Origin of the sequence: Pseudolabrys taiwanensis (assembly GCF_003367395.1) — a bacterium.
GTDB classification, from domain to species: Bacteria; Pseudomonadota; Alphaproteobacteria; order Rhizobiales; family Xanthobacteraceae; genus Pseudolabrys; species Pseudolabrys taiwanensis.
In genome coordinates this window covers 1,386,445-1,409,740 of the sequence record NZ_CP031417.1, presented here as the reverse complement: position 1 = coordinate 1,409,740, position 23,296 = coordinate 1,386,445, and the positions used below count along the sequence as shown (strand labels likewise).

At 66.0% G+C, this 23,296-nt stretch carries 21 protein-coding genes, 1 tRNA gene and 1 pseudogene; 18 read left to right on the top strand and 5 right to left on the bottom strand.

Annotation, left to right across the window (positions count from 1 at the left end):
- Positions 1–49 precede the first annotated feature (49 nt).
- Complete coding sequence (locus DW352_RS06770) at positions 50–826, bottom strand: COG4705 family protein (RefSeq protein WP_115689722.1); 777 nt, start codon at positions 824–826, stop codon at positions 50–52.
- A gap of 301 nt (positions 827–1,127) precedes the next feature.
- Here DW352_RS06770 and glyA point away from each other — a divergent pair, with 301 nt between their 5' ends.
- The 10 genes from glyA to DW352_RS06720 all read left to right on the top strand — a co-directional run bounded on the left by glyA (position 1,128) and on the right by DW352_RS06720 (position 11,897).
- A complete protein-coding gene (gene glyA / locus DW352_RS06765) occupies positions 1,128–2,435 on the top strand; it encodes a serine hydroxymethyltransferase (RefSeq protein ID WP_115689721.1) in 1,308 nt (435 codons plus the stop codon).
- Between the two features lie 136 nt (positions 2,436–2,571).
- Positions 2,572–3,054, top strand: coding sequence for a transcriptional regulator NrdR (gene nrdR, locus DW352_RS06760; RefSeq protein ID WP_115689719.1), 483 nt, complete (start codon positions 2,572–2,574; stop codon positions 3,052–3,054).
- A gap of 199 nt (positions 3,055–3,253) precedes the next feature.
- Positions 3,254–4,360 carry a bifunctional diaminohydroxyphosphoribosylaminopyrimidine deaminase/5-amino-6-(5-phosphoribosylamino)uracil reductase RibD gene (ribD, locus tag DW352_RS06755; RefSeq protein WP_115689717.1) on the top strand — a complete coding sequence of 369 codons (1,107 nt, stop codon included), beginning with the start codon at positions 3,254–3,256 and terminating at the stop codon, positions 4,358–4,360.
- Between the two features lie 112 nt (positions 4,361–4,472).
- The gene (locus DW352_RS06750; protein ID WP_115689715.1) at positions 4,473–5,075 is read left to right on the top strand and encodes a riboflavin synthase; all 603 of its coding nucleotides are present in this window, start codon (positions 4,473–4,475) and stop codon (positions 5,073–5,075) included.
- Between the two features lie 184 nt (positions 5,076–5,259).
- Entirely contained in the window at positions 5,260–5,772 is a 513-nt protein-coding gene (gene ribH, locus DW352_RS06745) for a 6,7-dimethyl-8-ribityllumazine synthase (protein ID WP_115689713.1), read from the top strand.
- Positions 5,772–6,266, top strand: coding sequence for a transcription antitermination factor NusB (gene nusB, locus DW352_RS06740; protein ID WP_115689711.1), 495 nt, complete (start codon positions 5,772–5,774; stop codon positions 6,264–6,266). Before ribH ends, nusB begins: the two co-directional genes overlap by 1 nt.
- Positions 6,267–6,270: 4 nt before the next feature.
- On the top strand, positions 6,271–7,263 hold the full coding sequence (gene thiL, locus DW352_RS06735; RefSeq protein WP_115689709.1) for a thiamine-phosphate kinase: 993 nt from the start codon (positions 6,271–6,273) through the stop codon (positions 7,261–7,263).
- A 72-nt stretch (positions 7,264–7,335) separates the two neighbouring features.
- Entirely contained in the window at positions 7,336–8,565 is a 1,230-nt protein-coding gene (locus tag DW352_RS06730; protein WP_115689707.1) for an alpha-hydroxy acid oxidase, read from the top strand.
- Positions 8,566–8,950: 385 nt separating this feature from the next.
- Positions 8,951–10,171, top strand: coding sequence for an MFS transporter (locus DW352_RS06725; RefSeq protein ID WP_115689705.1), 1,221 nt, complete (start codon positions 8,951–8,953; stop codon positions 10,169–10,171).
- 289 nt (positions 10,172–10,460) lie between these two features.
- Positions 10,461–11,897: an arylsulfatase B gene (locus DW352_RS06720; protein ID WP_115689703.1), complete on the top strand. Its 1,437-nt coding sequence runs from the start codon at positions 10,461–10,463 to the stop codon at positions 11,895–11,897.
- Positions 11,898–12,030: 133 nt separating this feature from the next.
- Here DW352_RS06720 and zigA read toward each other — a convergent pair.
- Positions 12,031–13,239, bottom strand: a pseudogene (gene zigA, locus DW352_RS06715) (zinc metallochaperone GTPase ZigA).
- A gap of 29 nt (positions 13,240–13,268) precedes the next feature.
- Positions 13,269–13,535, bottom strand: a complete 267-nt coding sequence (locus DW352_RS06710; RefSeq protein WP_115689701.1) for a hypothetical protein — start codon at positions 13,533–13,535, stop codon at positions 13,269–13,271.
- Positions 13,536–14,303: 768 nt separating this feature from the next.
- On the opposite strand from DW352_RS06710, the gene DW352_RS06705 reads away from it, so the two are divergent.
- A complete protein-coding gene (locus DW352_RS06705) occupies positions 14,304–16,433 on the top strand; it encodes a sodium-translocating pyrophosphatase (RefSeq protein WP_115689699.1) in 2,130 nt (709 codons plus the stop codon).
- A gap of 70 nt (positions 16,434–16,503) precedes the next feature.
- Here the strand turns inward: DW352_RS06705 and DW352_RS06700 are convergent, their stop codons facing one another.
- A complete protein-coding gene (locus DW352_RS06700; protein WP_342634896.1) occupies positions 16,504–16,956 on the bottom strand; it encodes an outer membrane protein assembly factor BamE in 453 nt (150 codons plus the stop codon).
- Between DW352_RS06700 and DW352_RS06695 the strand changes: the two genes are divergently transcribed.
- The 7 genes from DW352_RS06695 (at position 16,942) to DW352_RS06665 (ending at position 23,183) form a co-directional block, all read left to right on the top strand.
- Entirely contained in the window at positions 16,942–17,592 is a 651-nt protein-coding gene (locus DW352_RS06695) for a ubiquinol-cytochrome C chaperone family protein (RefSeq protein ID WP_245434347.1), read from the top strand. The genes DW352_RS06700 and DW352_RS06695 overlap by 15 nt on opposite strands.
- A gap of 27 nt (positions 17,593–17,619) precedes the next feature.
- Positions 17,620–18,159: a YceD family protein gene (locus DW352_RS06690; RefSeq protein WP_115689693.1), complete on the top strand. Its 540-nt coding sequence runs from the start codon at positions 17,620–17,622 to the stop codon at positions 18,157–18,159.
- A 114-nt stretch (positions 18,160–18,273) separates the two neighbouring features.
- Positions 18,274–19,332, top strand: a complete 1,059-nt coding sequence (plsX, locus tag DW352_RS06685) for a phosphate acyltransferase PlsX (RefSeq protein WP_115689691.1) — start codon at positions 18,274–18,276, stop codon at positions 19,330–19,332.
- Complete coding sequence (locus DW352_RS06680; RefSeq protein WP_115689689.1) at positions 19,329–20,306, top strand: beta-ketoacyl-ACP synthase III; 978 nt, start codon at positions 19,329–19,331, stop codon at positions 20,304–20,306. Before plsX ends, DW352_RS06680 begins: the two co-directional genes overlap by 4 nt.
- Positions 20,307–20,444: 138 nt before the next feature.
- Positions 20,445–20,756, top strand: a complete 312-nt coding sequence (locus tag DW352_RS06675; RefSeq protein ID WP_115689687.1) for an integration host factor subunit alpha — start codon at positions 20,445–20,447, stop codon at positions 20,754–20,756.
- Between the two features lie 62 nt (positions 20,757–20,818).
- The gene (locus DW352_RS06670; RefSeq protein ID WP_115689685.1) at positions 20,819–21,529 is read left to right on the top strand and encodes a MerR family transcriptional regulator; all 711 of its coding nucleotides are present in this window, start codon (positions 20,819–20,821) and stop codon (positions 21,527–21,529) included.
- Positions 21,530–21,671: 142 nt separating this feature from the next.
- Positions 21,672–23,183: a S8 family serine peptidase gene (locus DW352_RS06665; protein WP_162826826.1), complete on the top strand. Its 1,512-nt coding sequence runs from the start codon at positions 21,672–21,674 to the stop codon at positions 23,181–23,183.
- 24 nt (positions 23,184–23,207) lie between these two features.
- On the opposite strand, the gene DW352_RS06660 is transcribed toward DW352_RS06665, so the two are convergent.
- Positions 23,208–23,285 (bottom strand) — tRNA-Pro (locus DW352_RS06660).
- Positions 23,286–23,296 lie beyond the last annotated feature (11 nt).

Here is a 23,296-nt window from a genome sequence, read left to right as displayed (position 1 = left end):
TTGGCTCGGCTGCTCCTGGAGCGGCCGAGGTTTTGTCGTGTCTGGCGAACTACGCGGCGCTCTGCGCGTGGCCGGGGTGTTGCCCTGCGCGTTGAGGTAGGATCAAGAGACAGCCGAGAATGAAGGCGGCGATCACTGCCGATGCGATCGGACGGCTCAAAGCGAGGCCGCCGTCCTGCAGGGGCTTGTCGAGAAAGTCGCCGACCGTCGCGCCGAGCGGCCGTGTGAGGATAAAAGCTGCCCAGAACAGCGACACGCGCGAAACGTTGGTGAGGTAATAGAGCGCGATCACGACAACCAGCCCGAAGGCAAAGACAAGCGCGCCGTCGCCGTAGCCGAGGCCGCCGGTGTCGGCCGCCCAGTCGCCGAGCGCGGTGCCTAAGGTCTGTGAGACGGTGATCGCCGCCCAATAGAACGCTTCGGTCTTCGGCGTCGACACGGTGTTCACCGAGATCGAGCCTTGCGACCGGTACCAGAGGCCGAGTGTCGCCAGCAGGCAGACGAGCAGCAGCGTCGTGCCGCCCGTGTAGCCAATGCCGAGCGAGCGATCGGCGAAATCTGCCATGGTTGTGCCGAAGGTCGTCGAGGCGATGATGGTCGCCCAGTACAGAAAGGGACGAAATCTCTTCGCCGCGATTTGGAGGAGAACGAGCACGACGAGCAGCACCAGAAACAGGGCGGTGCCGGCGAGATAGCCCCAATTCAGCGACATCGTGACGGTGTCGCCGCCGGTCTCGCCCAGCGTCGTCGCGGCGATCTTGATGATCCAGAAGACGAGAGTGACTTCCGGAACCTTGCTCAGTGTTGAACGCGTCGGGTCCTGCATGGGCGGACGCCTCCAATGGTGATCTGCACCTCGTCGCGTCGCCCCACTGCTTAGCAAGCGAAAGGATGTGGCCGATTTGTGAGGAGCTGTGAGTAGCGCCAGCGATAGGTGTCAACGCCGCCGCCACGGCCGGGTAAGAGAAAACCCAAAACACCCAATAGACCCAACATATTGCGGCATGCCGGGCCCGCCATCCTATCCCTTGGCGCTGCCGTCCCGATATGCTATTTCGCGCCCTTGAATCCTGACTTTTCCCAGTACGGGCGCCGCTGGCCGCCAGCCCCGGCGCCAGGAGATCGCAATGTCGGCCACATCCAGCCCCAAGCCCGTCAGCGACAGCGAGGCCTTTTTCACCGCCTCCGTGCGCGACACCGATCCGGAAATCGCGGAAGCCATCGGCCTGGAGCTCGGTCGCCAGCGCGACGAGATCGAGCTGATCGCCTCGGAGAACATCGTCTCCCGCGCGGTGCTGGAAGCGCAGGGCTCGGTGCTCACCAACAAGTACGCCGAAGGCCTGCCGGGTAAGCGCTATTACGGCGGCTGCCAGTTCGTCGACATCGCCGAGAAGCTGGCGATCGAGCGCGTCACCAAGCTGTTCGGCTGCAAGTTCGCCAACGTGCAGCCGCATTCGGGCGCGTCGGCCAATGCCGAGGTGTTCTTCGCGCTGATGCAGCCGGGCGACACCTTCATGGGCCTCAACCTCGCCGCCGGCGGCCATCTTTCGCACGGCATGGCGATCAACATGTCGGGCAAGTGGTTCAAGCCGGTGCCGTACAGCGTGCGCAAGGAAGACCAGCGCATCGACATGGACGAGGTGGAGAAGCTCGCCAAGGAGCACAAGCCGAAGGTCATCATCGCCGGCGGCTCGGCCTATCCGCGCATCATCGATTTCAAGCGCTTCCGCGAGATCGCCGATGAAGTCGGCGCTTATTTGATGGTCGACATGGCGCACTTTGCCGGTCTCGTCGCCGGCGGCGCGCATCCCTCGCCATTCCCGCACGCGCATGTGGTGACCACCACGACGCACAAGACGCTGCGCGGTCCGCGCGGCGGCGTGATCCTCACCAACGAGGAAGACCTCGCCAAGAAGATCAACTCGGCGGTGTTCCCCGGCATGCAGGGCGGCCCGCTGATGCACGTCATCGCGGCGAAGGCGGTGGCCTTCGGCGAGGCGCTGCGGCCGAGCTTCAAGGTCTACGCCAAGAACGTGGTCGAGAACGCCAAGGCGCTGGCCGAGAACCTCAAGTCGCACGGCCTCGACATCGTCTCCGGCGGCACCGACACGCATCTGATGCTGGTCGATCTGCGGCCCAAGCGGCTCACCGGCAAGGTCGCCGAGATCGCGCTCGGCCGCGCCCACATCACCTGCAACAAGAACGGCATCCCGTTCGATCCCGAGAAGCCGACGATCACGTCCGGCATCCGCCTCGGCACGCCGGCGGGCACGACCCGCGGCTTCGGCGTCGCCGAGTTCAAGCAGATCGGCGACATGATCAGCGAGGTGCTCGACGTGCTGTCGCAGAAGGGCGTCGAGGAAGACACCCTGGTTGAAGGCACCGTGCGCGAGAAGGTGAAGACGCTGCTGACGCGGTTCCCGATCTACAACTGATGAGGGGCGTGAGGGCATTTCAGTCGTCATGCCCGGCCTTGTGCCGGGCATCCACGCCTTCACGGCGGATGCAAAAGATAAAGACGTGGATGGCCGGGACGAGCCCGGCCATGACGGCGTGGGAGGGGGGAAGGTGATGCGCTGCCCGAGCTGCGGAAGTCTGGACACACAGGTGAAGGACTCGCGGCCAACCGAAGACTCCTCGGTGATCCGCCGCCGTCGCGTCTGTCTCGCCTGCAATTTCCGTTTCACCACGTTCGAGCGCGTGCAATTGCGCGAGCTCACCGTCATCAAGCGCAACGGCCGCCGCGTGCCGTTCGACCGCGACAAGCTGCTGCGGTCGGTGCAGGTGGCGCTGCGCAAGCGCTCGGTCGATCCCGAGCGCATCGAGCAGGAAGTCTCCAAGATCGTGCGCGAGCTTGAGAGCCTGGGCGAGAACGAGGTGACGTCCGAAACCATCGGGGAAACGGTGATGGAGCACTTGCGCAACATCGACGACGTTGCCTATGTGCGCTTTGCCTCGGTCTATCGCAATTTCCGCGAAGCCAAGGATTTCCGCGCCGCTCTCGACGAATTGTCGGAAGACGGCAAGCCCATCGTACCGGCCGAACGCAAGTGAGTTTCCGCATCGCGAGCCACACGCCGCAGCCTTTCCCTCCCCCCGCGAGCACTTGCGAGCGGTGGGGAGGGTCGGCAGCGAAGCTGCCGGGGTGGGGGGCTTTAGCGACGCTTGAACGAAATTCCCCCCACCCCCGACCCCTCCCCACCGCTCCGCTTTGCTACGCGGGGGGAGGGGAGCGCACACGCTTTGCCAAGACATGACGACAGACACCCCCATCACCACTGAAGACGAACGTTTCATGCGCCTCGCGCTCGCGCTCGGGCGCCGCGGGCTCGGCAACACCTGGCCGAACCCGGCCGTCGGTGCCGTCGTCGTCAAGGACGGCGTCGTGCTCGGCCGCGGTTGGACGCAACCCGGCGGCCGGCCGCATGCCGAGACCGAAGCGCTGCGCCGCGCCAAGCGTTCGGCGCGCGGCGCGACGCTCTACGTCACGCTCGAGCCGTGCTCGCACGAAGGCAAGACGCCGCCTTGCGCCGACGCCGTCATCCAGGCCGGCATCAAGCGCGTCGTCTCGGCGCTGGAAGATCCCAACCCGGAAGTCGCCGGGCAGGGCTACGCCAAGCTGCGCGAGAGCGGCATCCAGGTCGATACCGGCCTGCTGGCCGACGAAGCGCGGCTCGCGCATGCCGGCCACATCGCCAAGATCACGCAAGCGCGGCCGCATGTGCTGTTGAAGATGGCGCTCTCGTCCGACGACAAGGTCGGCTACGCCGGCAACAAGCGCGCCTTCATCACCGGCGACGAGGCGCAGGCCCGTGTGCACATGATGCGCGCGATGAGCGACGCCGTGCTCACCGGCATCGGCACCGTGCTGGCGGACAATCCGCAGCTCACCTGCCGTCTGCCCGGCATGTTCGAGCGCTCGCCGATCCGCGTCGTGCTCGACGCGAAATTGCAGACGCCGCTGTCGCTCGGCGTGCTGTCGACCGTGCGTGAGACGCCGACCTGGATTTTCTGCGCGACCAGCGCCTCCGAGGTCGCCGAGGACATCCTCGTGCACAAGGGCGCGAAGGTGTTCCGCGTGCCGGAGACCGACGGCAAGCTCGATCTCGGCGAAGTGCTCAAGGCGCTGGCCGGCGAGGGCATCACGCGGCTGATGGTCGAGGCGGGTCCCCGCGTCGCCGCCAGCTTCGTCGGCGCGGGCCTTGTCGACGAGGTCGCTTTGCTGCGCTCGCCCAAGCCGCTCGGCGAGGGCCTCGACGCGCTCGCCGACATGCCGCTGTCCGCGCTCACCGAAGGCATGCGCGAAGGCGACACCGAGCAGGTCGGCCCTGATACTCTCACCTGGTACGAGAAGGCGTGATGATCCTATCGACCGTTCGTTCCCGCGAAAGCGGGGACCCAGGGGCAAAGAGTTCTGAGTCTGAATTCCGGGCTCTGGATTCCCGCTTTCGCGGGAATGAACGGAGAATGTGATGTTCACAGGCATTGTCACCGACGTCGGCGAGATCCGTAGCGTCGAGGCGCGCGCCAACAATCTGCACCGGCTCACCATCTTCACGCGCTATCCGCGCGAGGAGCTCGTGGATGGCGCATCGATCGCCTGCAACGGCGTCTGCCTGACGGTGACCGGCAAGGGCGAGGAGGGCGGCCGCGCCTATTTCGCCGCCGATGCGGCGGACGAGACGCTGCGCATCACCACCGCGCAGCGGTGGCGCGAGGGCGGCAAGCTCAATCTCGAGCGGCCGCTGAAAGTCGGCGACGAACTCGGCGGCCACATGGTCGCGGGCCACGTCGACGGCATCGCCACGGTGATCGCGCGCGAGGACATGACCGACATGGCGCGCATCGTGTTCCAGGCGCCGCCGGACCTGTCGCGCTTCATCGCGCCGAAGGGCTCGGTCGCGCTCGACGGCATTTCGCTGACGGTGAATGCGGTCGAGGGCGACACCTTCTCGGTGCTGATCATTCCGCACACGCTCGCGGTGACGACATTCGGCGCGCTGAAGAAGGGCGACGACGTCAATCTCGAGGTCGATACCATGGCCCGCTACGCCGCGCGGCTGATGGGAAAGTGAGCCGTCACCCTGAGGTGCTCGGCGCGTAGCGGCGAGCCTCGAAGGGCGACGGCGGGCAATCACTGTGGCCGTCATCCTTCGAGGCTCGCCGCAAGTGCGGCTCGCACCTCAGGATGACGGTGAGAGCCCTTGTTCACACCGCGCTCGCTTGCTACACGCCGCGCTCAATCAGGAACGAGACTTCATGGCCAAAGCCCGGCGCAAGACCGCCCCCGTCACCAAATCCGCCGAGAAGCCGGCCAAGCGCGAAGCGCCGCCGCATATCGTGGTCGTGGAAGCGCGCTATTACGATAATTTCGCCGACATGCTGCTCGAGGGTGCCAAGCGCGTGCTGGACGAGGCGGGCGCGACCTATGATGTCGTGACCGTGCCCGGCGCGCTGGAAGTCCCCGGCGCCATCGCCATCGCCGTCGATGCGGCCGCGGCGAAGAAGGCGCCCTATGACGGCGCGGTGGCGCTCGGCTGCGTGGTGCAGGGCGAGACCTATCACTTCGAGATCGTGTCGAATGAATCCGCGCGCGGCCTGATGGACCTCACCATCCAGCGCAAGCTGCCGGTCGGCAACGGGATCCTCACCGTCGACACCGAGGCGCAGGCGCATGCCCGTCTCGGCGGCGCGCAGGGTCACAAGGGCGAGGACGCCGCCCGCGCCGCGCTCGCGGTCGTCCGGCTCAAACGCGACCTGGGTAGCAAATAATGGCACGCGCGCCGCAACCGGGCGACAAGGAAGCGCGCAAGGCCAATAAGCGTGGCGCGGCCCGGCTGGCCGCCGTGCAGGCGCTCTACCAGATGGACATGGCCGGCACCGGCCTCAACGACATCCTCGCCGAGTTCGAGAGCCACTGGCTCGGCCGTGAGGTCGAGGGCGCGCAGTATCTGCCGGCGGAGGCCGCGTTCTTCCGCGACATCGTTTCCGGCGTCGTGCGTGAGCAGCGCGCGCTCGATCCGCTCATCGACGAAGCGTTGCAGAGCGGCTGGCCGCTCAAGCGCATCGAGGCCGTGCTGCGCGCGGCGTTGCGCGCCGGCTGCTACGAGTTGAAGGACCGCCGCGACGTGCCGGCGCGCGTCGTCATCTCGGAATATGCCGACGTCGCCTCGGCCTTCGTCGAGCGCGACGAGACCGGCATGGTCAATGCGGTGCTCGACCTCATCGCGCGCAAGCTCCGCGCGGATGAGTTCACGCCGGGGTGAGCCGATGTCTTCGCCCGACGACAAACTGTCGGCCGAGGAACGCCTGATCGCGCATTACTTCAAGCCGGTCGCGACGCATCCCGGCGCGCTCGGCCTTGCCGACGACGCCGCCTTCGTCACGCCGCCGCCGGGGCACGATCTCGTGCTCAAGACCGACGGCGCCATCGCCGGCGTGCACTTCTTTCCCGAGGACGATGCGAGCACGGTCGCGCGCAAGGTGCTGCGCATGAACCTGTCGGACATCGCCGCCAAGGGAGCCAGGCCGCTCGGCTTCCTGGTCTCGGTCGCGCTGCCCCGCGACATCGATATGGCGTGGGTCGAGCGCTTCGCGCAGGGCCTCAAGGCGGATGCCGAGGCTTACGGCTGTCCGCTGTTCGGCGGCGACACCGACAAGACGCCAGGGCCGATCACGATCTCGGTCGGCATGTTCGGCATCGTGCCGACGGGCACGATGGTGCGCCGGGCAGGGGCAAGGCCCGGCGATCTCATTTTCGTCACCGGCACCATCGGCGATGCCGCGCTCGGCCTGAAGCTGCGCTTGGGCGCCGATTGGATGCTCGATGCCGGGCAGCGCGAGCACCTGCTGTCGCGCTATCTGCTGCCGCAGCCGCGCAACGCGGCGGCCGAGGCCGTGCGCACGCATTGCTCCGCGGCGATGGACGTGTCCGACGGCCTTGCCGGCGATCTGACCAAGCTCGTCCGCGTCTCGGGCGTCGCCGCCACCGTCGAAGCGGCAAAGGTTCCGCTGTCCGGCGCCGCGCGCGCGGCGATCGCCGCCGATCCGGCGATGCTGGAGACCGCGCTCACCGGCGGCGACGATTTCGAGATCCTCTGCACCGTGCCGCCGGACCGTGCCGCGGGCTTCCGCGCCGCGGCGCAAACGGCCGGCGTCGCCGTCACCGAGATCGGCGCTGTCGCGGTGGGCGAAGGCGCGCGTTTTCTCGATGCGCAAGGCGCGCCTCTCGCCTTCCAGCGCCTGTCGTTCAGCCATTTCTGAGCGCGGGGGCCGCTCGCGTCCGGCAACGGCCGGGTGCTATAACGCGCCGACTGGGGCAATGAGGAAACACCGATGCACGACATGACGGCGAAAAAAGAAGCGGCGTTCGTCGCCGCCGGGCCGCATCCGAACTTCGCCAAGTGGCACAAGCTGTTCCCGACGACCGCCTGGCTGCGCGAGCAGGCGCCGCGCAACGTGCCGCGCTTCTCGTTCGAATACGGCGACACCGGCGCCGGCAACGATATCGGCATCGCGCACAACTGGGCCGCCTTCGACAACATCAAGATCGTGCCGCGATACGGCGTCACCAACACGCTGCCGCCGGTCGATGTCGATCTGTTCGGCACGCGCTATGCGGCGCCAGTCGGCATCGCGCCGATGGGCGGTCCGGCGCTGGTATGGCCCGGCGCCGACCTGCTGATGGCCAAGGCCGCGCAGCGCGTGCGCATTCCCTATACGCTCGGCGTCGCCGGCGGCGCGACGATCGAAGAGATCGCGCGCGTCGCGCCCGACGTGTTCTGGCTGCAGCTCTATCGCTTCTATCGCAACGAGCACGCCATCGGCCTCGACCTGGTGCGCCGCGCGCACGATGCCGGCGTGAAGGTGCTCACGCTCACGCTCGACGTGCCGGTGCGCACGACGCGCTCGCGCGAGACCTATGCGGGTCTGGCGAACGAATTCAAACCGAACGCGCGCATGATCCGCGAGATGCTGGTGCGGCCGAAATGGCTGATGGCGCTGCTGCGCAACGGTTATCCGCGCTTCGCCACCATCGGCCCTTACGCCAACAGCACCAAGACCAACGAGATCATCCGCTTCGCGCGGCAGAACATGGGCGGCGCCTTCAACTGGGACGAGGTCGCGCGTTATCGCGACGCCTGGAAGGGGCCGATGACGGTGAAGGGCATCCTGCATCCGCACGATGCCGAGAAGGCGGTGTCGCTCGGCGTCGACGGCATCTGGATCTCGAACCATGGCGGCCGTCAGATCGAGGCGCTGGTGCCGTCGATCGATGCGCTGCCGGGCATCGTCGCCGCGGTCGGCAAGAAGGCGACCATCCTGCTCGACAGCGGCGTGCGCTCCGGCCAGGACGTCTTGCGCGCCGTCGCGCTCGGCGCCGACTGCGCCTTCGCCGGCAAGTCGTTCCTGTGGGCGGTGGCGGCGCTCGGCGACGAGGGCGCGGAGCAGCTGGTCGATCTCTACATCGACGAATTGCGCGCCTCGCTGGGCCAGATCGGCGCGCTGTCGCTCGCCGAAGCGCGCGAGGCGACCATCCTGCATCCCGGGGCGATCAAGTTCTGAGCTGGATGACCGCTGTATGGTGGGTTAGGCGCGCCGCGCCGTAACGCACCATCGAAACGTGCGGCAAATTCGGTCGGTGGGTTACGCGCCTTCGGCGCTAACCCACCCTACGACGTGCAAGGCAAGCCCGGCGACGCAAGCCCGGCTTCTTTCCCTCCCCCCCGCGAAGCGGTGGGGAGGGTCAGTTTGCAATCGCTTGCGATTGCAAACTGGGGTGGGGGGCTTTTCGGGGCCAGGTAGATTTTTCGCCCCCACCCCCGACCCCTCCCCACACGCGCGAAGTGCGCGCGGGGGAGGGGAGAGAAGCAGCCCTGCGCCCCGGGCAGTAGCTCCATTCTCCAAATCCGGCTAAGCGGAGAACGGCTTTTACCGGGAGAGCCTCGCAATGTCGGCGGTCGCTGAACCGATACAACACGCGGTCGCTGACGACCGCCTGGCGCGCCGCAACGCGCTGATCCTGTCGGCCGCGCAGGCCCTCGCCGGCGGTAATAACACCGTCATCGTCTCGACCACCGCCATTCTCGGCGGCATGCTGGCGCCGGAAAAAGGACTGGCAACGTTGCCCATCACCGGCATGGTCATGGGCATGTGGCTCGGCACGCTGCCCGTGGGCGCGCTCGCCCGCCGCTTTGGCCGGCGCACCGCGCTGCAGGTCGGTTCCTTCTTCGGCATCCTCTCGGGCTTCGTCTCTTACGCCGCGGTGATGCAGAACAGCTTCTGGGTGCTGATCCTCGGCACGTTCTGCGGCGGCCTCTATGCCGCAGCGCACCAATCGTACCGCTTTGCGGCAGCCGATACCGCGAGCGAGAAATTCCGCGCCAAGGCGGTGTCGTGGGTTCTGGCCGGCGGCATCTTTGCCGCGGTGATCGGGCCGCAGCTCGTCATCTTCACCAAGGATCTGATGGCGCCGCATCTGTTCGCCGCGAGCTTCATCGGCCAGTCGATCTGCGCGCTGCTCGCCGCCGTCGTGCTGCAGTTCGTGCGCATCCCGCGGCCCGTGGCCAGAGCAGGCGCCGCGCCGTCGCGGCCGCTGCCGGAGATCATCTGCAATCCGCGCTTCGTCGTCGCCGCCGCCTGCGGCATGGCCAGCTACGCGCTGATGAATCTAGTGATGACGTCGGCGCCGCTGGCGATGGTCGGCTGCGGTCATTCCGTGACCGACGCGGCGCTCGGCATCCAGTGGCACGTGCTGGCGATGTATGGCCCGAGCTTCTTCACCGGCGGCCTGATCAACCGCTTCGGCACCGAGCGCGTCACCGGCATCGGCCTCGTGTTGATCGCGCTCACCGCGGCGATCGCGATCTCCGGCACCAGCGTCATGCATTTCTGGTGGGCGCTGATCGCGCTCGGCGTCGGCTGGAATTTCGCTTTCATCGGCGCCACCACCATGGTGACCCGGTGCCACCATGCCGGCGAGCGCAACAAGGTGCAGGCCTTCAACGACTTCCTGGTGTTCGGCTCGATGGCGATATCGTCCTTCTCCTCCGGTCAGATGTTGGCCGCGTTCGGATGGGACGTGCTCAATCTGATGCTGGTGCCGTTCGTCGTCGCCGCCGCCGGGCTGCTGGCCTGGCTGCACTGGCGCACGCGACCTGCGATGGTGTGAAGAAACCGCGCGCGCAACGCAACGTCACGTCGCCCTTGAACAGCCGGTGCGAAAGCACCGTGGCCGCAGAGCGGTCGCGGTAAAATAGCGATCATTGGTATGATCGTAACTGCGTCTACCTCCATCGAGGTATCGCCGCGAATACATCCCGTGATCTATTGATCGCGTCGATGTTCCGCGTGCCGAGGCGTGCAATCGCACCGCAAGAAATCGCGCATCCGGATCATAAAGACGTCGTGCGTTTCGTCGCCGTTTGGCGGCGGCCGCGAGATCACGTGGGGGGAATTGGATGTCGGCAAGACGCTTGGTAACCGCCTTGGCCTGCACGGCCGCCGCTTTGTTCGTCCATGCGGCGCAGGCCCAAACGCAGCAGTCCGCGCCGCCGCCGAACATCGTCTATATCCTGGCCGACGATCTCGGCTGGAAGGATGTCGGTTTCCACGGCTCCGACATCAAGACACCGAACATCGACAAGCTCGCCGAAACGGGCGCGCGCCTCGAACAGTTCTATGCGCAGCAAATGTGCACGCCGACGCGCGCGGCTTTCATGACCGGCCGCTATCCGTTCCGCTACGGCATGCAGACCTTGGTCATTCCGGCGTCGATGAACTACGGCTTGCCGACCGACGAACGGCTGCTGCCGCAGGCGCTCAAGCAGGCCGGCTACACCACGGCGCTGATCGGCAAATGGCATCTCGGCCACGCCGACCGCAAATTCTGGCCGACCCAACGCGGCTTCGATTATCACTACGGCGCGTTGCTCGGCGAGATCGACTATTACAAGCATACGGTCGGCGGCAAGACGGACTGGTTCAAGAACGAGAAGGTGCTGAACGAGAAGGGCTATGCGACGACGCTGCTCGGCGACGAGGCGGTGCGTTACATCGACCGGCAGAGCCAGCAGAAGCCCTTCTTCCTCTATCTCGCTTTCACGGCGCCGCACACGCCGTTCCAGGTGCCGCAGAACTATCTCGACATGTATAAGTCGATCGGCGACGCCAATCGCCGCTCCTATGCGGCGATGGTCACCGCGATGGACGACCAGATCGGCCGCGTGATGGCCGAATTGCAGAAGCGCGGCCTGCGCGACAACACGATCGTCGTCTTTCACAGCGACAATGGCGGCAACCTGAATCCGCAGGCGAGCGGCGAGACCGAGGTTCACGGCAAGCTGCCGGCGGACAACGGTCCCTATCGCGGCGGCAAGGGCGATCTCTATGAGGGCGGCACGCGTGTCGTGTCGCTCGTCAACTGGCCCGGCAAGATCAAGCCCGGCGTCGTCGATCAGATGATGCACGTGGTCGACTGGTATCCGACCTTCGTGAAGCTCGCCGGCGGCACACTGGACAAGGGCAAGCCGCTCGACGGTCTCGATATGTGGCCGACGCTGAGCGAGGGTAAGCCTTCGCCGCGGCACGAGGTCGTCTACAATATCGAGATATTCCGCGGCGCCGTGCGCGAGGACGACTGGAAACTGTTCTGGCGGGCGACGTTGCCCTCGACGCTCGAGCTCTACAATCTCGCCAACGATCCGGGCGAGAAGAACAACGTCGCCGCGCAGAACCCCGACAAGGTGGACGCACTGCAAAAGCGGATCAACACGCTCGGCGGCGAGATGCAGAAATCGCTGCTGCTGCAGGCGCTGTTCAAGCAGATCATGAAGCAGAGCGTCGGGCAGGCGCCGCTGTTGCCGAACGAGGACGGCTTCTACGAGACGGTGGACTAAGGCAATTTCCGGCCAGGTTGAAACACTGTCCGTTCATTCCCGCCACCTTTAGTGCGCAAGTCGGCCCCGCTTTCGCGGGGGCGAGCGGAATGTGAGGCGATAGCTAAACGAGATACGCTCTAGGGGCGGGGGTTTATGTCCCGGTGTCGGCACGCCGCCACACCGGGAAGGGATCCTCGAGCCTTGCCCATGCGGCCGGGTGCATGCCGGGTTTGCCGGAGACGAGGCACGCATCGAGCCGCGCGCGCAGCGCCGCCTCGTCCATGCCGCTGCCGATGAAGACGATCTCCTGCCGGCGGTCGCCGTAGATCTCGTTCCAGTTCTTCTTGAGGTGCGCGCGCCATTCCACCTGGCGCGGCCAGCGCTCATGCGGGATCGCCGCCCACCACAGGCCCATGGCCTCGTTGCGCACGATCGCGCCGGCCTGGCTCAGTTCGCCGACCCAGTCCGGCCGGGTCGCGATCCAGAAATGGCCCTTGGCGCGGATCACGCCCGGCCAGTTCTCCTGCAGGAAGGCATGAAACTTCGCCGGTTCGAACGGCCGCCGGGCGCGATAGACGAAGTTGCTGACGCCGTATTCCTCGGTCTCCGGCCTGTGCTCGGCAAAGCCATACAGTTCCTTGAACCAGGTCGGATGCTGCTGCGCCTTCTCGAAGTCGAACTTGCCGGTGTCGAGCACGCGCTCGAACGGTACCTTGGCGAAGTCGCTTTCGACGATGTCGCAATCGGGATTGAGCGCGCGCACGATCTGGCGGGCGGCCTAGCGCTGCGCCGGCTTGGCGTCGTTGAACTTGTTGAGGATGACGACATCGGCGAATTCGATCTGCTCGACCAGCAGATCGACCAAGGTGCGCTTGTCGTCCGGTCCGAGCGACTCGCCGCGTTGCTTGAGGAAGTCGGTCGAGGCGTAGTCCTTGAGCAGATTGACCGTGTCGACCACGGTCACCATGGTGTCGAGCGTGGCCACGTCGGAGAGGCTGTCGCCGGCCTCGTCGCGGAAGTCGAAGGTGGCGGCGACCGGCAGCGGTTCTGAAATGCCCGTCGATTCGATCAGCAGATAATCGAAGCGACCGGCCGCGGCGAGCGCGCGGACTTCCTTGAGCAGGTCGTCGCGCAAGGTGCAGCAGATGCAGCCATTGGTCATTTCGACCAGCGTCTCATTCGTCCGCGACAGGTTCGCAGTGCCATTGCGGATCAGATCCGCGTCGATGTTCACCTCGCTCATGTCGTTCACAATCACCGCCACACGCATGCCGTGGCGGTTGTTGAGCACGTGATTCATCAGCGTTGTTTTTCCGGCGCCAAGGAAACCGGAAAGCACGGTCACGGGGAGCTTCTGCATCGGCATTGGAGTCCATTGTCGGGGCGGGATTATTGGCGGGAAGGGACGGAGGCCTCGAGGCAGCCGGCGAACATCGCCAGGATGCGGGCGGCATGTTCGGGACCGTAGGAGCCGGCGAGACGGGGGATGGCTTCGATGATGAGCACCGCCGCCAGCGTTATGTCGGGGAGGCCGGCCGCTTCGGCGTGGGCGAGCGCCGAGCGAACGAGGTCTTGCGCTTCCTCGAAGCGCGGCGGTCGCTGCATCGGCGCAATATCGTCCGACGCTTCGAGCATGGCATCGCGGAGACGTCGCATGGGTCCTGCCTGAGATAATGTTGTATGTAATGTTATAACATTACAATGATGGCAAGAAGAAGATGGGGGGCCGATACCGGACCGGTCGACGGGAAGGGTGCGCCAATATTCCTATCGAATATTGCTAAATATTCCCCGATAGAATATAGTCCTCATGTCCGGTTCGCTTGAGGGCGCTGTCATGAGGCGTGATGAGGGCGGAGCCGGATGCGGCGCTCGCGGGTCGGGAGACGAACGCATCTCCTGACGCTCGAGCGGCGGCGGCCACCGCCCGGGGGCACTAAGACCCCCTGCGAGGAGCTCGCTGACACCGAGGACCCACACCACTTGCGATGGGCCTCCGTTGAAAGCGCGGCCCGCCGTTGGAAGACGCCGCGATGGCGCGCCGAGAGGCGCCCGTGCTTCGGCAACGAAGCGCGGTCTTACGACCAACGTCGCGCCGCTCGGCGCGCCGTCTCCCTCTCATTTGAGAGGGCGAAAGGAATAGGGGCGTACCCGGCGCCTGCCAAACAATACGGGCGGCGGAGCTTTGGCGCTCTGAACGGCAACACGGTAGTCGCTTGCGCGCATCGATCGAACCGCCGTGCAAACCTGGTTATGGGCGCCTTTTCCGCGTTGCGCTCGTGCCGCGTTTTTGGCTTAATTCGGCCGCTTCGGTCGGGGTGAAGCGCAATAAACGGCGGCCATCCTCGACGCTCCCTGGGCTACGGCGGGAGCGTTCTTCTTCCGCCAAAGCTCCGAACAATAAGACATTGAGGAAATGGCCCCATGACTACACTGTGGCTCATCGTTGCGTGCGGTGCGCTTGCGATCTTGTACGGTATCTGGGCGACGATGTCGGTGCTCAGCGCCGACCAAGGCACTGCCCGGATGCAGGAGATTTCGGCCGCCGTCCGTGAAGGCGCACAGGCTTATCTCCGCCGCCAATACACCACCATCGGCATCGTCGGCGTGGTGATCTTCGTCATCATCGGCGTCACGCTCGGCTGGCTGGTCGCGCTCGGCTTTGCCGTCGGCGCCATCCTGTCCGGCGTTGCCGGCTTCATCGGCATGAACGTGTCGGTGCGCGCCAACGTCCGCACCGCGCAGGCGGCGACCAAGTCGCTGGCCGGCGGTCTCGACATCGCCTTCAAGGCCGGCGCCATCACCGGCATGCTGGTCGCAGGTCTGGCGCTGCTCGGCGTCACGATCTACTTCGGCTTTCTCACCGGCACCCGCGGCCTGGCGCCCGACAACCGCACGGTGATCGACGCCATCGTCGCGCTCGGCTTCGGCGCGTCGCTGATCTCGATCTTCGCCCGTCTCGGCGGCGGCATCTTCACCAAGGGTGCGGACGTCGGCGGCGACATGGTCGGTAAGGTCGAGGCCGGCATTCCGGAAGACGATCCGCGCAACCCGGCGACCATCGCCGACAACGTGGGCGACAACGTCGGCGACTGCGCCGGCATGGCGGCCGACTTGTTCGAGACCTACGCCGTGACCACGGTCGCGACCATGGTGCTCGCGGCCATCTTCTTCAAAGGCACGGCGCTGCTGTTGCCGATGATGATCCTGCCGCTCGCCATCGGCGGCGTCTGCATCATCACCTCGATCATCGGCACCTTCTTCGTGAAGCTGCCGGCGTCGCAGTCGATCATGGGCGCGCTGTACCGCGGCCTGATCGTCACCGGCATCCTGTCGCTGATCGGCATTGCCGGCGTCATCGCCTACGCGTTGCCGCAGGGCTTCGCCACTGCGCTGACCTCGGAAGGCAAGACCTATACCGGCATGACGCTGTTCCTGTGCGGCGTCGTCGGCCTGGTGGTCACCGGCCTGATCATCTGGATCACCGAGTACTACACCGGCACCGACTATCGCCCGGTGAAGTCGATCGCCCAGGCCTCGGTCACCGGCCACGGCACCAACGTGATCCAGGGCCTCGCCGTCTCGATGGAGGCGACCGCGCTACCCGCGCTCGTCATCATCGCCGGCATCCTGGTCACCTACAGCCTGGCCGGCCTGTTCGGCATCGCCATCGCCGTCACCACGATGCTGGCGCTCGCCGGCATGATCGTCGCGCTCGACGCCTTCGGTCCGGTCACCGACAATGCCGGCGGCATTGCCGAAATGGCCGGGCTGCCGAAGGAAGTGCGCAAGTCGACCGACGCGCTCGACGCGGTCGGCAACACCACCAAGGCGATCACCAAGGGCTACGCCATCGGTTCGGCCGGCCTCGGCGCATTGGTGCTGTTCGCGGCCTATAACCAGGACCTCGACTACTTCACCAAGACCGGCGCGGGCTACTTCCAGGGCGTCACGCTCGACTTCTCCTTGAAGAACCCCTACGTCGTCGTCGGTCTCTTGTTCGGGGGTCTGCTGCCGTATCTGTTCGCGGCGTTCGGCATGACCGCCGTGGGCCGTGCCGCCCAGTCGATCGTCGAGGAAGTGCGCCGGCAGTTCCGCGAAGACCCCGGCATCATGAAGGGCACGTCGAAGCCGAACTACAGCCGCGCGGTCGACCTGCTGACCAAGTCGGCGATCAAGGAAATGATCATCCCGTCGCTGCTGCCGGTGCTGTCGCCGATCGTCTGCTACTTCGTGATCTATCTGGTCGCGGGTGGCGGTGCGGCCGGCAAGTCGGCGGGCTTCTCGGCCCTCGGCGCCATGCTGCTCGGCGTGATCGTGACCGGCCTCTTCGTCGCCATCTCGATGACCTCCGGCGGCGGCGCCTGGGACAACGCCAAGAAGTACATCGAGGACGGCCACTTCGGCGGCAAGGGCTCGGATGCCCATAAGGCCGCGGTGACCGGCGACACCGTCGGCGATCCCTACAAGGACACGGCGGGCCCGGCCGTGAACCCGATGATCAAGATCACCAACATCGTCGCGTTGTTGCTGCTCGCGATCCTCGCGCACTAAGCTGGGCGACCGGCCGAAAATGAAAAGGGCCCGCGCGACGCGGGCCCTTTTTGCATCGGTGCTTGAGCGCTTAGCTGCGCGGCGCGATCGGGCCGACGCCGATGTTGCGGAAGATGTTGCGGATGTAGCTGAGTTCCTGGCCGCCGGTCGGGGTGGTCTGCGAGTAGAAGTCGAACAGCTTGCCGTCCTTCATGCCGTAATTGGCGAGCTTGGTGACGCGGCGGTCCTTGTCGAAATAGACCGCGATGACGCGCTGATCGACGACGCCGTAGGGCATGAAGGCCGCCGAGCGCTTGGCCGTCTGCGAGATGTAATAGAAGGCTTCGCCGCTTACGGTCGCGACGGTGGAGGGGGTGCCGAGCACGATCAGCACCTGGTCCTGGCTGGCGCCGATCGGAATCTGTTCGAGCGCGCCCTCGGGAAGCACGTAGCCGCGCTGAAGCGTCTCGGTGGTGCTGCCGCAGCCGGCGAGGGCAAGCGCGCCCACGAGCGCCAGCGCCAGACGAGAGTGACGAAAGTTCATGCGACCGGGCTTCCTCATTTCGACCTTGCATCCGGCGGGGCGTTGACGTACCCGGCGACTAAAGTCGCGCTCAACCCCGAACGGACAATGATATTTCCCCTGTTCCGCCGCAACCGGCGGGCCGACACCATTTCCGCCCTGTATGGCATGATCGTGGCGCAGGCGCGAATGCCGAGCTTTTACCAGGACTTCGTGGTTGCGGACACCATTAATGGGCGTTTCGACCTGCTGGTTCTCCACCTCGTTCTGGTGATCGAGCGGCTGAACCGGGAGGAGGGGGTGCGCGACTTGGCGCAGGGGCTGTTCGACCGCTTCTGCCGCGACATGGACGACAACCTGCGGGAAATCGGCATTGCCGACCTGAAGGTGCCCAAGGAGATGCGAAAGATGGGCCAGGCCTTTTATGGCCGGGCGCAGGCCTATCAGGCGGCTCTGGCGACGCCGGACAACGCGGCCTTGGTGGAGACGCTGGTGCGCAATATCTATGCCGGGTCAGCCCCCTCAGCTGCGGTGACGGACCGGCTCGCGGCCTATGTGCGGGACGCCATCCGGGCACTGGACACACAGGAGACGTCGGCGCTTGAATCCGGAAAATTGCATCTGCCGGATCCGGCCCGAAGTTTTGCCGTAGCTTGAGATGACGGCAGCAAGAGATTGAAGATCATGGATAAAGCATCTCATCCTTGGAGCGTTCCGGTGGCCGTCGAGGACATCCCGGAAACCGGGCTGCATCTCGAAATCGAGGCGCCGGACACCGTTCGTGCCGCCATTGCCGCGCTTGCTGGACTGCGCGAGGTCAAGCAGCTCTCGGCGGTGTTCGATCTCGCCCGGCGCGGTGCTGGCGTGCAGGTGGACGGCGCGATCACCGGCAGGATCGGCCAGACCTGCGTCGTCACCCTCGAGCCCATCGAGAACGATGTGGTCGAGACCGTGGATTTGCGCTTCACGCCGCAGACGGCGGCCGAGGAGGATCTCGAAACCGCGGCGCTCGCCGGCAGCGACGACGAGGACGCGCCCGAGCCGCTCATCGGCGGCAAGGTCGACCTCGGCGAACTGGCGACCGAGTTCCTCATGCTCGGCATCGATCCCTATCCGCGCAAACCGGGGGCGGAATTCGCGCCGCCGAAGGTTGAGGAGCCCGGCACGCACCCGTTTGCCGCGCTCGAGGCTCTTAAGAAGCGGCCAGGCGGCGGAAATACTTGAGCTATCCACATCCGCCTTGTCACGCGCGGCCGAGCCGCTATGGTCGCGCCGTGCTTACCCGCCTGACGACGACCCTCCTGTTGGCGCTCTACCGGACGCCGCCAAGGACGCCTTATGTCCGATAAAGTCCGTATCGCACTCGACGCCATGGGCGGCGATCATGGCCCCTCGGTTATTCTGCCGGGTGCGGACATCGCGCTCATGCGGCATCCCGATGTCGAATTTCTGCTGTTCGGCGACACCGCCCAGCTCAATCCGGTGCTCGATGGGTTGCCGCGGCTGAAGGCCGCCTCCAAGGTTACCCATACCGACGTTGCCATCCGCATGGACGACAAGCCGAGCCAGGCGTTGCGCTATGGCCGCTGGAAATCGTCGATGTGGCTGACGCTCGACGCCGTCAAGAAAGGGGAGGCCGACGTTGCCGTCTCCGCCGGCAATACCGGCGCCTTGATGGCCATGTCCCGCTTCAATCTGAAGATGCTGGAAGGAATCGAGCGGCCGGCCATCGCCGCGCTGTGGCCGACGCTGAAGGGCGAGTCGATCGTGCTCGACGTTGGCGCCTCCATCGGGGCCGACGAGTCGCATCTTATCAATCTTGCCGCCATGGGCAGCGCCATGGCCCGCGTGCTGTTCGACATCGAGCGGCCGACCGTCGGGCTGCTGAACATCGGCGTCGAAGAAGTGAAGGGTCTGGAGCAGGTCCGCGAAGCGGGCCGCATTTTGCGCGAGACGCCGTCGCTCGATTTCGACTATCACGGCTTCGTCGAGGGCGACGACATCGGCAAGGGTGTCGTGGACGTGGTTGTCACCGAGGGATTCGCCGGCAATATCGCGCTGAAGACCGCCGAGGGTACGGCGCACCAGCTCGCGTCTTATTTGCGGGCGGCGATGAACCGAACCTGGGCCTCGCGTCTCGGTTATCTGTTCGCCCGCGCGGCCTTCCAGGCTCTTCGCGAGAAGATGGATCCGCGCAAGGCCAATGGCGGGGTCTTCCTCGGCCTCAACGGCATTGTCATCAAGAGCCATGGCGGGGCCGACGCCGAAGGCACGGCCGCCGCCATCGATATGGGTTACGACATGGTGCGATATAAGCTGCTCGCCAAGATCGGGCAGTCGATGGAACGAGACCTGCAAGCGAGGTCCGCGCAGATTGCGACCGGAGCGGCCTCGTGAGTGTCCTGCGCTCCGTCGTTTTGGGCTGCGGCAGCTACCTGCCGAGCCGAATCCTGAGCAATGACGAATTGGCGCGATCGGTCGACACGACCGATGAGTGGATCGTGCAGCGCACCGGTATCCGCGAACGCCATATCGCCGCGCCGGGCGAGGTGACCTCCGACCTCGCCATCAACGCCGCGCGCGCGGCGCTCGCGCATGCGCATGTCGAGGCCTCATCGATCGACCTGATCGTGCTCGGCACCTCGACCCCCGACCAGACTTTTCCCGCGACCGCGGTGACGGTGCAAGCCGGCCTCGGCATCACGCAAGGCGCCGCCTTCGACCTTCAGGCCGTCTGCTCCGGCTTTGTCTATGCCTTGCAGGTGACCGACGCGCTGCTGCGCTCGGGCAGCTACAAGCGGGCGCTGGTGATCGGCGCGGAGACCTTCTCGCGCATCCTCGATTGGAACGACCGCACGACCTGCGTGCTGTTCGGCGATGGCGCCGGGGCGGTGGTCCTGGAAGCGCAGGAGCAGCCGGGAACCACCGAGGACCGCGGCATTCTCACCACGCACTTGCGCTCCGACGGCCGCCACAAGTCCAAGCTGTATGTCGACGGCGGTGTCTCTTCGACGCAGACCGTCGGTCATTTGCGCATGGAGGGTCGCGAGGTGTTCAAGCACGCCGTGGCCATGATTACCGACGTGATCTACGACGCCTTCAATGCCACGGGCACCAGCGCCGCCGATATCGACTGGTTTGTGCCGCACCAGGCCAACAAGCGCATCATCGACGGTTCGGCCCATAAGCTTGGTATTTCGCCGGAAAAGGTCGTCATGACGGTCGATCGCCACGGCAACACCTCCGCCGCGTCGATCCCGCTTGCTTTGGCCGATGCGGTTGCCGATCGCCGGATCAAGCGCGGGAATCTCATTCTTCTCGAGGCCATGGGCGGCGGGTTCACCTGGGGTTCGGCGCTATTGCGCTGGTAATTGCGGTTCGGCGGCTACGAAATGCGGCCGGGACGCTAAGTGCCTGCAAAATTTCACGTTCCCGGGTTGACCCATCCGGAACATGCTAATATCGTAGATTATTCAGCGAGATACCTTCCCCGGGGGGCAGGGCAGGCGATGACTGGAAAGACAGTGACGCGTGCGGACCTGTGCGAGGCGGTCTACCAAAAGGTGGGCCTCTCACGCACGGAATCCTCGGCATTGGTGGAATTGGTCCTGAAGGAGATCACCGACTGCCTCGAGCGGGGCGAGACGGTAAAGCTTTCCTCCTTTGGATCCTTCGTCGTGCGCAAGAAAGGCCAGCGCATCGGCCGCAACCCGAAGACCGGCAAGGAAGTGCCGATTTCGCCGCGCCGGGTGATGGTGTTCAAGCCGTCGGCGATTTTGAAACAGCGCATTAACGGCCACGACGTCCCCGACGAAGCGTAAGGCCACAATCGCTTCCCCGACTCAGGTTACAGTTAAACGTTCACGTGAGCGGAGGTCGTGCCTTGGACGAGAAGGCGCCTGACGCATTTCGCACCATCAGCGAAGCGGCGGAAGAGCTCGATCTGCCGCAGCATGTGCTGCGCTTCTGGGAAAGCCGCTTCCGCGAGATCAAGCCGATGAAGCGCGGCGGCGGCCGCCGCTATTATCGTCCCGAGGACATCGACCTCCTGCGCGGCATCCGCCATCTGTTGTACGGCGAGGGCTATACGATCCGCGGCGTGCAGCGGATTTTGCGCGAGCAGGGTATCAAGTTCGTCCAGACCGTGTGGGAAGAGGGCGCGCCGCAACCGCCGCACGGCAATGCTGACGAGGACGAGGAGATCGCTGAAGAGGCCGCATCCGCCGCCGAGATGCTGGAAGAGGAAAGCGGCCTTTCGGGCAAGCTCTCGTCGCTGATCGGTCGCGATCTCGGTGACCGGCATGACGATGTGACGGCGCGCCGTGAGCCGCCGATGCACGCGGCGCCGATGCCGCGCCTCGAGCCGGAGGATCGCGTCCAGCATCGGCCGATGCTGGAGGACGACGCCGAGCCTGAGGTGTCTGTGGCAATGCCCGTCGCACCGGTCGTGTCGTCCGTAGCGCCGGCCCCAACGGCCGCGGCCGTCGCGCCTGTTGTTTTCAACAGCGAGGAGCTCGGCCGGCTGCAGGCGGCGCTGAACGAGTTGGTCGAGTGCCGCAAGCTGATCGAGCTCGCGGTCGCGCGCCCGGAGTAGACGTTCGCGCGCTCTCTGCTCTTGTCGAATTCTGCACAATGCGGAGCGCTTTTCGCCCCGTGGCGCACATTGGCGGCTCATGTACAATCGCGCGACTTGGTCGCGAGGACGGGGCATGCGGCAGGCGGCGGCGAAAGTTCTGATGGCCATTGTCATGGCCACGGTGACGGCGTCGATGGTACGTGCCCAGATTGCGCCGCCGCCGCCACCACCACCGCCGCCGCCGGTCGTAACCCCGACCCCCACAGCGCCCGCGCCGCAGACGCCGCCGCCGCGCGCCAGTCAGCCGATCACGCCGCTCGGCTGGTACGTCATGGGCGGAATTGCCTGTGCGGCTGCGGCGCCGATCGCCGGCACCATCATTCTCGGGCGCGAAATGACCGCTGCCGAGGTCGGTCGTTCGACGCTCGGCTGCTTCCTCGGTCCCGTCGGCTGGGTGATCGGGCCGATGCTGTTTCCGGACGCACCGGTGACGACGGCCGGGCAGCCGCCGCAGGGACCGCGGCCGCCGCGCGCCGCCAACCGTGGCGGCAACCGTAACATCAGCATTCCGCCGGCAAGCGAGACGCGCTTCGTGCGCAATGAGATCTTGCTGCAGGTCGACGCAAATCTGTCCGAGCAGGCTTTGGCGCGCATCGCCGCGCGGCTGCAACTGACGCGCCTCGAGACGCAGAGCTTCACGCTGACATCGCGCACGCTGCAGCGCTGGCGCATCGACGGCAACCGCTCGGTGGCGCAGACATTGCGGCTGCTCGCGCGTTATCGCGGCATCGTCGCCGCGCAGCCCAATTATGTGTACGGGCTGACGCAGGCCGCGCAGGCCGCGCCGACCGACGCCGGCGCGCAATATGTCGTCGGCAAGCTGCGTCTCACCGAAGCGCATCGCATCACCAGCGGCGACAATGTGCTGGTGGCGGTCGTCGACTCGCGCGTCGATACGCAGCATCCCGACCTCGCCGGTGTGATCGCCGGTGAATACGACGCGCTCGGCGGCACATCGAAGCCGCATGCGCATGGCACGGCCATGGCCGGCGCCATCGCCGCGCATTCCAAGCTCATCGGCGTCGCGCCGAAAGTGCGGCTGCTGGCGATCCGCACCTTTGCCGGCGAGGGCGAGAGCGCGCAGGGCACGACCTTCAACATCCTCAAGGGCATCGACTGGGCTGCGGCGCAGGGCGCGCGCATCGTCAATATGAGCTTCGCCGGTCCGGCGGATGCGATGTTGCGTGAGTTGCTGTCGAAGGCGAGCGCGCGCGGCATCGTGTTGATCGCGGCCGTCGGCAATGACGGCCCGCGCGCGCCGCCGCTGTATCCTGCCGCCGACCGCCATGTGATCGGCGTGACGGCGACCGACGCCGAGGACAAGCTGATGCCGCAGGCCAACCGGGGAGCGCAGGTGGCGGTGGCGGCGCCCGGCGTCGATGTGCTCGCGGCGGCGCCGGATGGCGCGTACGCCATGACATCGGGAACGTCGGTCGCGGCCGCGCATGCGAGCGGCGTCGCGGCGCTGCTCTTGGCGGTCAAACCGGACCTGGGGCCGTTAGCGCTGCGGCAGACGCTGGTCCGCTCGGCGCGGCGCGTGCCCGGCAAGCCGGCCGACGTCGGCGCGGGCGTCGTCGACGCGCTCGGCGCGGTGGAAGCGGTGGGGCGGTAAGGTGTTGTGGCGGTGCGGGAATAATGGTCGGGGCGGCGGGATTCGAACCCACGACCTCTTGTCCCCCAGACAAGCGCGCTAACCGGGCTGCGCCACGCCCCGACCGGAACGGC

Coding starts and splice junctions, on each gene's coding strand:
- DW352_RS06770 (WP_115689722.1), bottom strand. CDS start 826: ATGCAGGACCCGACGCGTTCAACACTGAGCAAGGTTCCGGAAGTCACT.
- plsX (WP_115689691.1), top strand. CDS start 18,274: ATGTCCGATAAAGTCCGTATCGCACTCGACGCCATGGGCGGCGATCAT.
- DW352_RS06730 (WP_115689707.1), top strand. CDS start 7,336: ATGCACGACATGACGGCGAAAAAAGAAGCGGCGTTCGTCGCCGCCGGG.
- ribD (WP_115689717.1), top strand. CDS start 3,254: ATGACGACAGACACCCCCATCACCACTGAAGACGAACGTTTCATGCGC.
- DW352_RS06690 (WP_115689693.1), top strand. CDS start 17,620: ATGGATAAAGCATCTCATCCTTGGAGCGTTCCGGTGGCCGTCGAGGAC.
- DW352_RS06700 (WP_342634896.1), bottom strand. CDS start 16,956: ATGAACTTTCGTCACTCTCGTCTGGCGCTGGCGCTCGTGGGCGCGCTT.
- DW352_RS06720 (WP_115689703.1), top strand. CDS start 10,461: ATGTCGGCAAGACGCTTGGTAACCGCCTTGGCCTGCACGGCCGCCGCT.
- DW352_RS06705 (WP_115689699.1), top strand. CDS start 14,304: ATGACTACACTGTGGCTCATCGTTGCGTGCGGTGCGCTTGCGATCTTG.
- nrdR (WP_115689719.1), top strand. CDS start 2,572: ATGCGCTGCCCGAGCTGCGGAAGTCTGGACACACAGGTGAAGGACTCG.
- ribH (WP_115689713.1), top strand. CDS start 5,260: ATGGCCAAAGCCCGGCGCAAGACCGCCCCCGTCACCAAATCCGCCGAG.
- DW352_RS06665 (WP_162826826.1), top strand. CDS start 21,672: ATGGCCATTGTCATGGCCACGGTGACGGCGTCGATGGTACGTGCCCAG.
- DW352_RS06710 (WP_115689701.1), bottom strand. CDS start 13,535: ATGCGACGTCTCCGCGATGCCATGCTCGAAGCGTCGGACGATATTGCG.
- nusB (WP_115689711.1), top strand. CDS start 5,772: ATGGCACGCGCGCCGCAACCGGGCGACAAGGAAGCGCGCAAGGCCAAT.
- DW352_RS06675 (WP_115689687.1), top strand. CDS start 20,445: ATGACTGGAAAGACAGTGACGCGTGCGGACCTGTGCGAGGCGGTCTAC.
- thiL (WP_115689709.1), top strand. CDS start 6,271: ATGTCTTCGCCCGACGACAAACTGTCGGCCGAGGAACGCCTGATCGCG.
- DW352_RS06725 (WP_115689705.1), top strand. CDS start 8,951: ATGTCGGCGGTCGCTGAACCGATACAACACGCGGTCGCTGACGACCGC.
- glyA (WP_115689721.1), top strand. CDS start 1,128: ATGTCGGCCACATCCAGCCCCAAGCCCGTCAGCGACAGCGAGGCCTTT.
- DW352_RS06750 (WP_115689715.1), top strand. CDS start 4,473: ATGTTCACAGGCATTGTCACCGACGTCGGCGAGATCCGTAGCGTCGAG.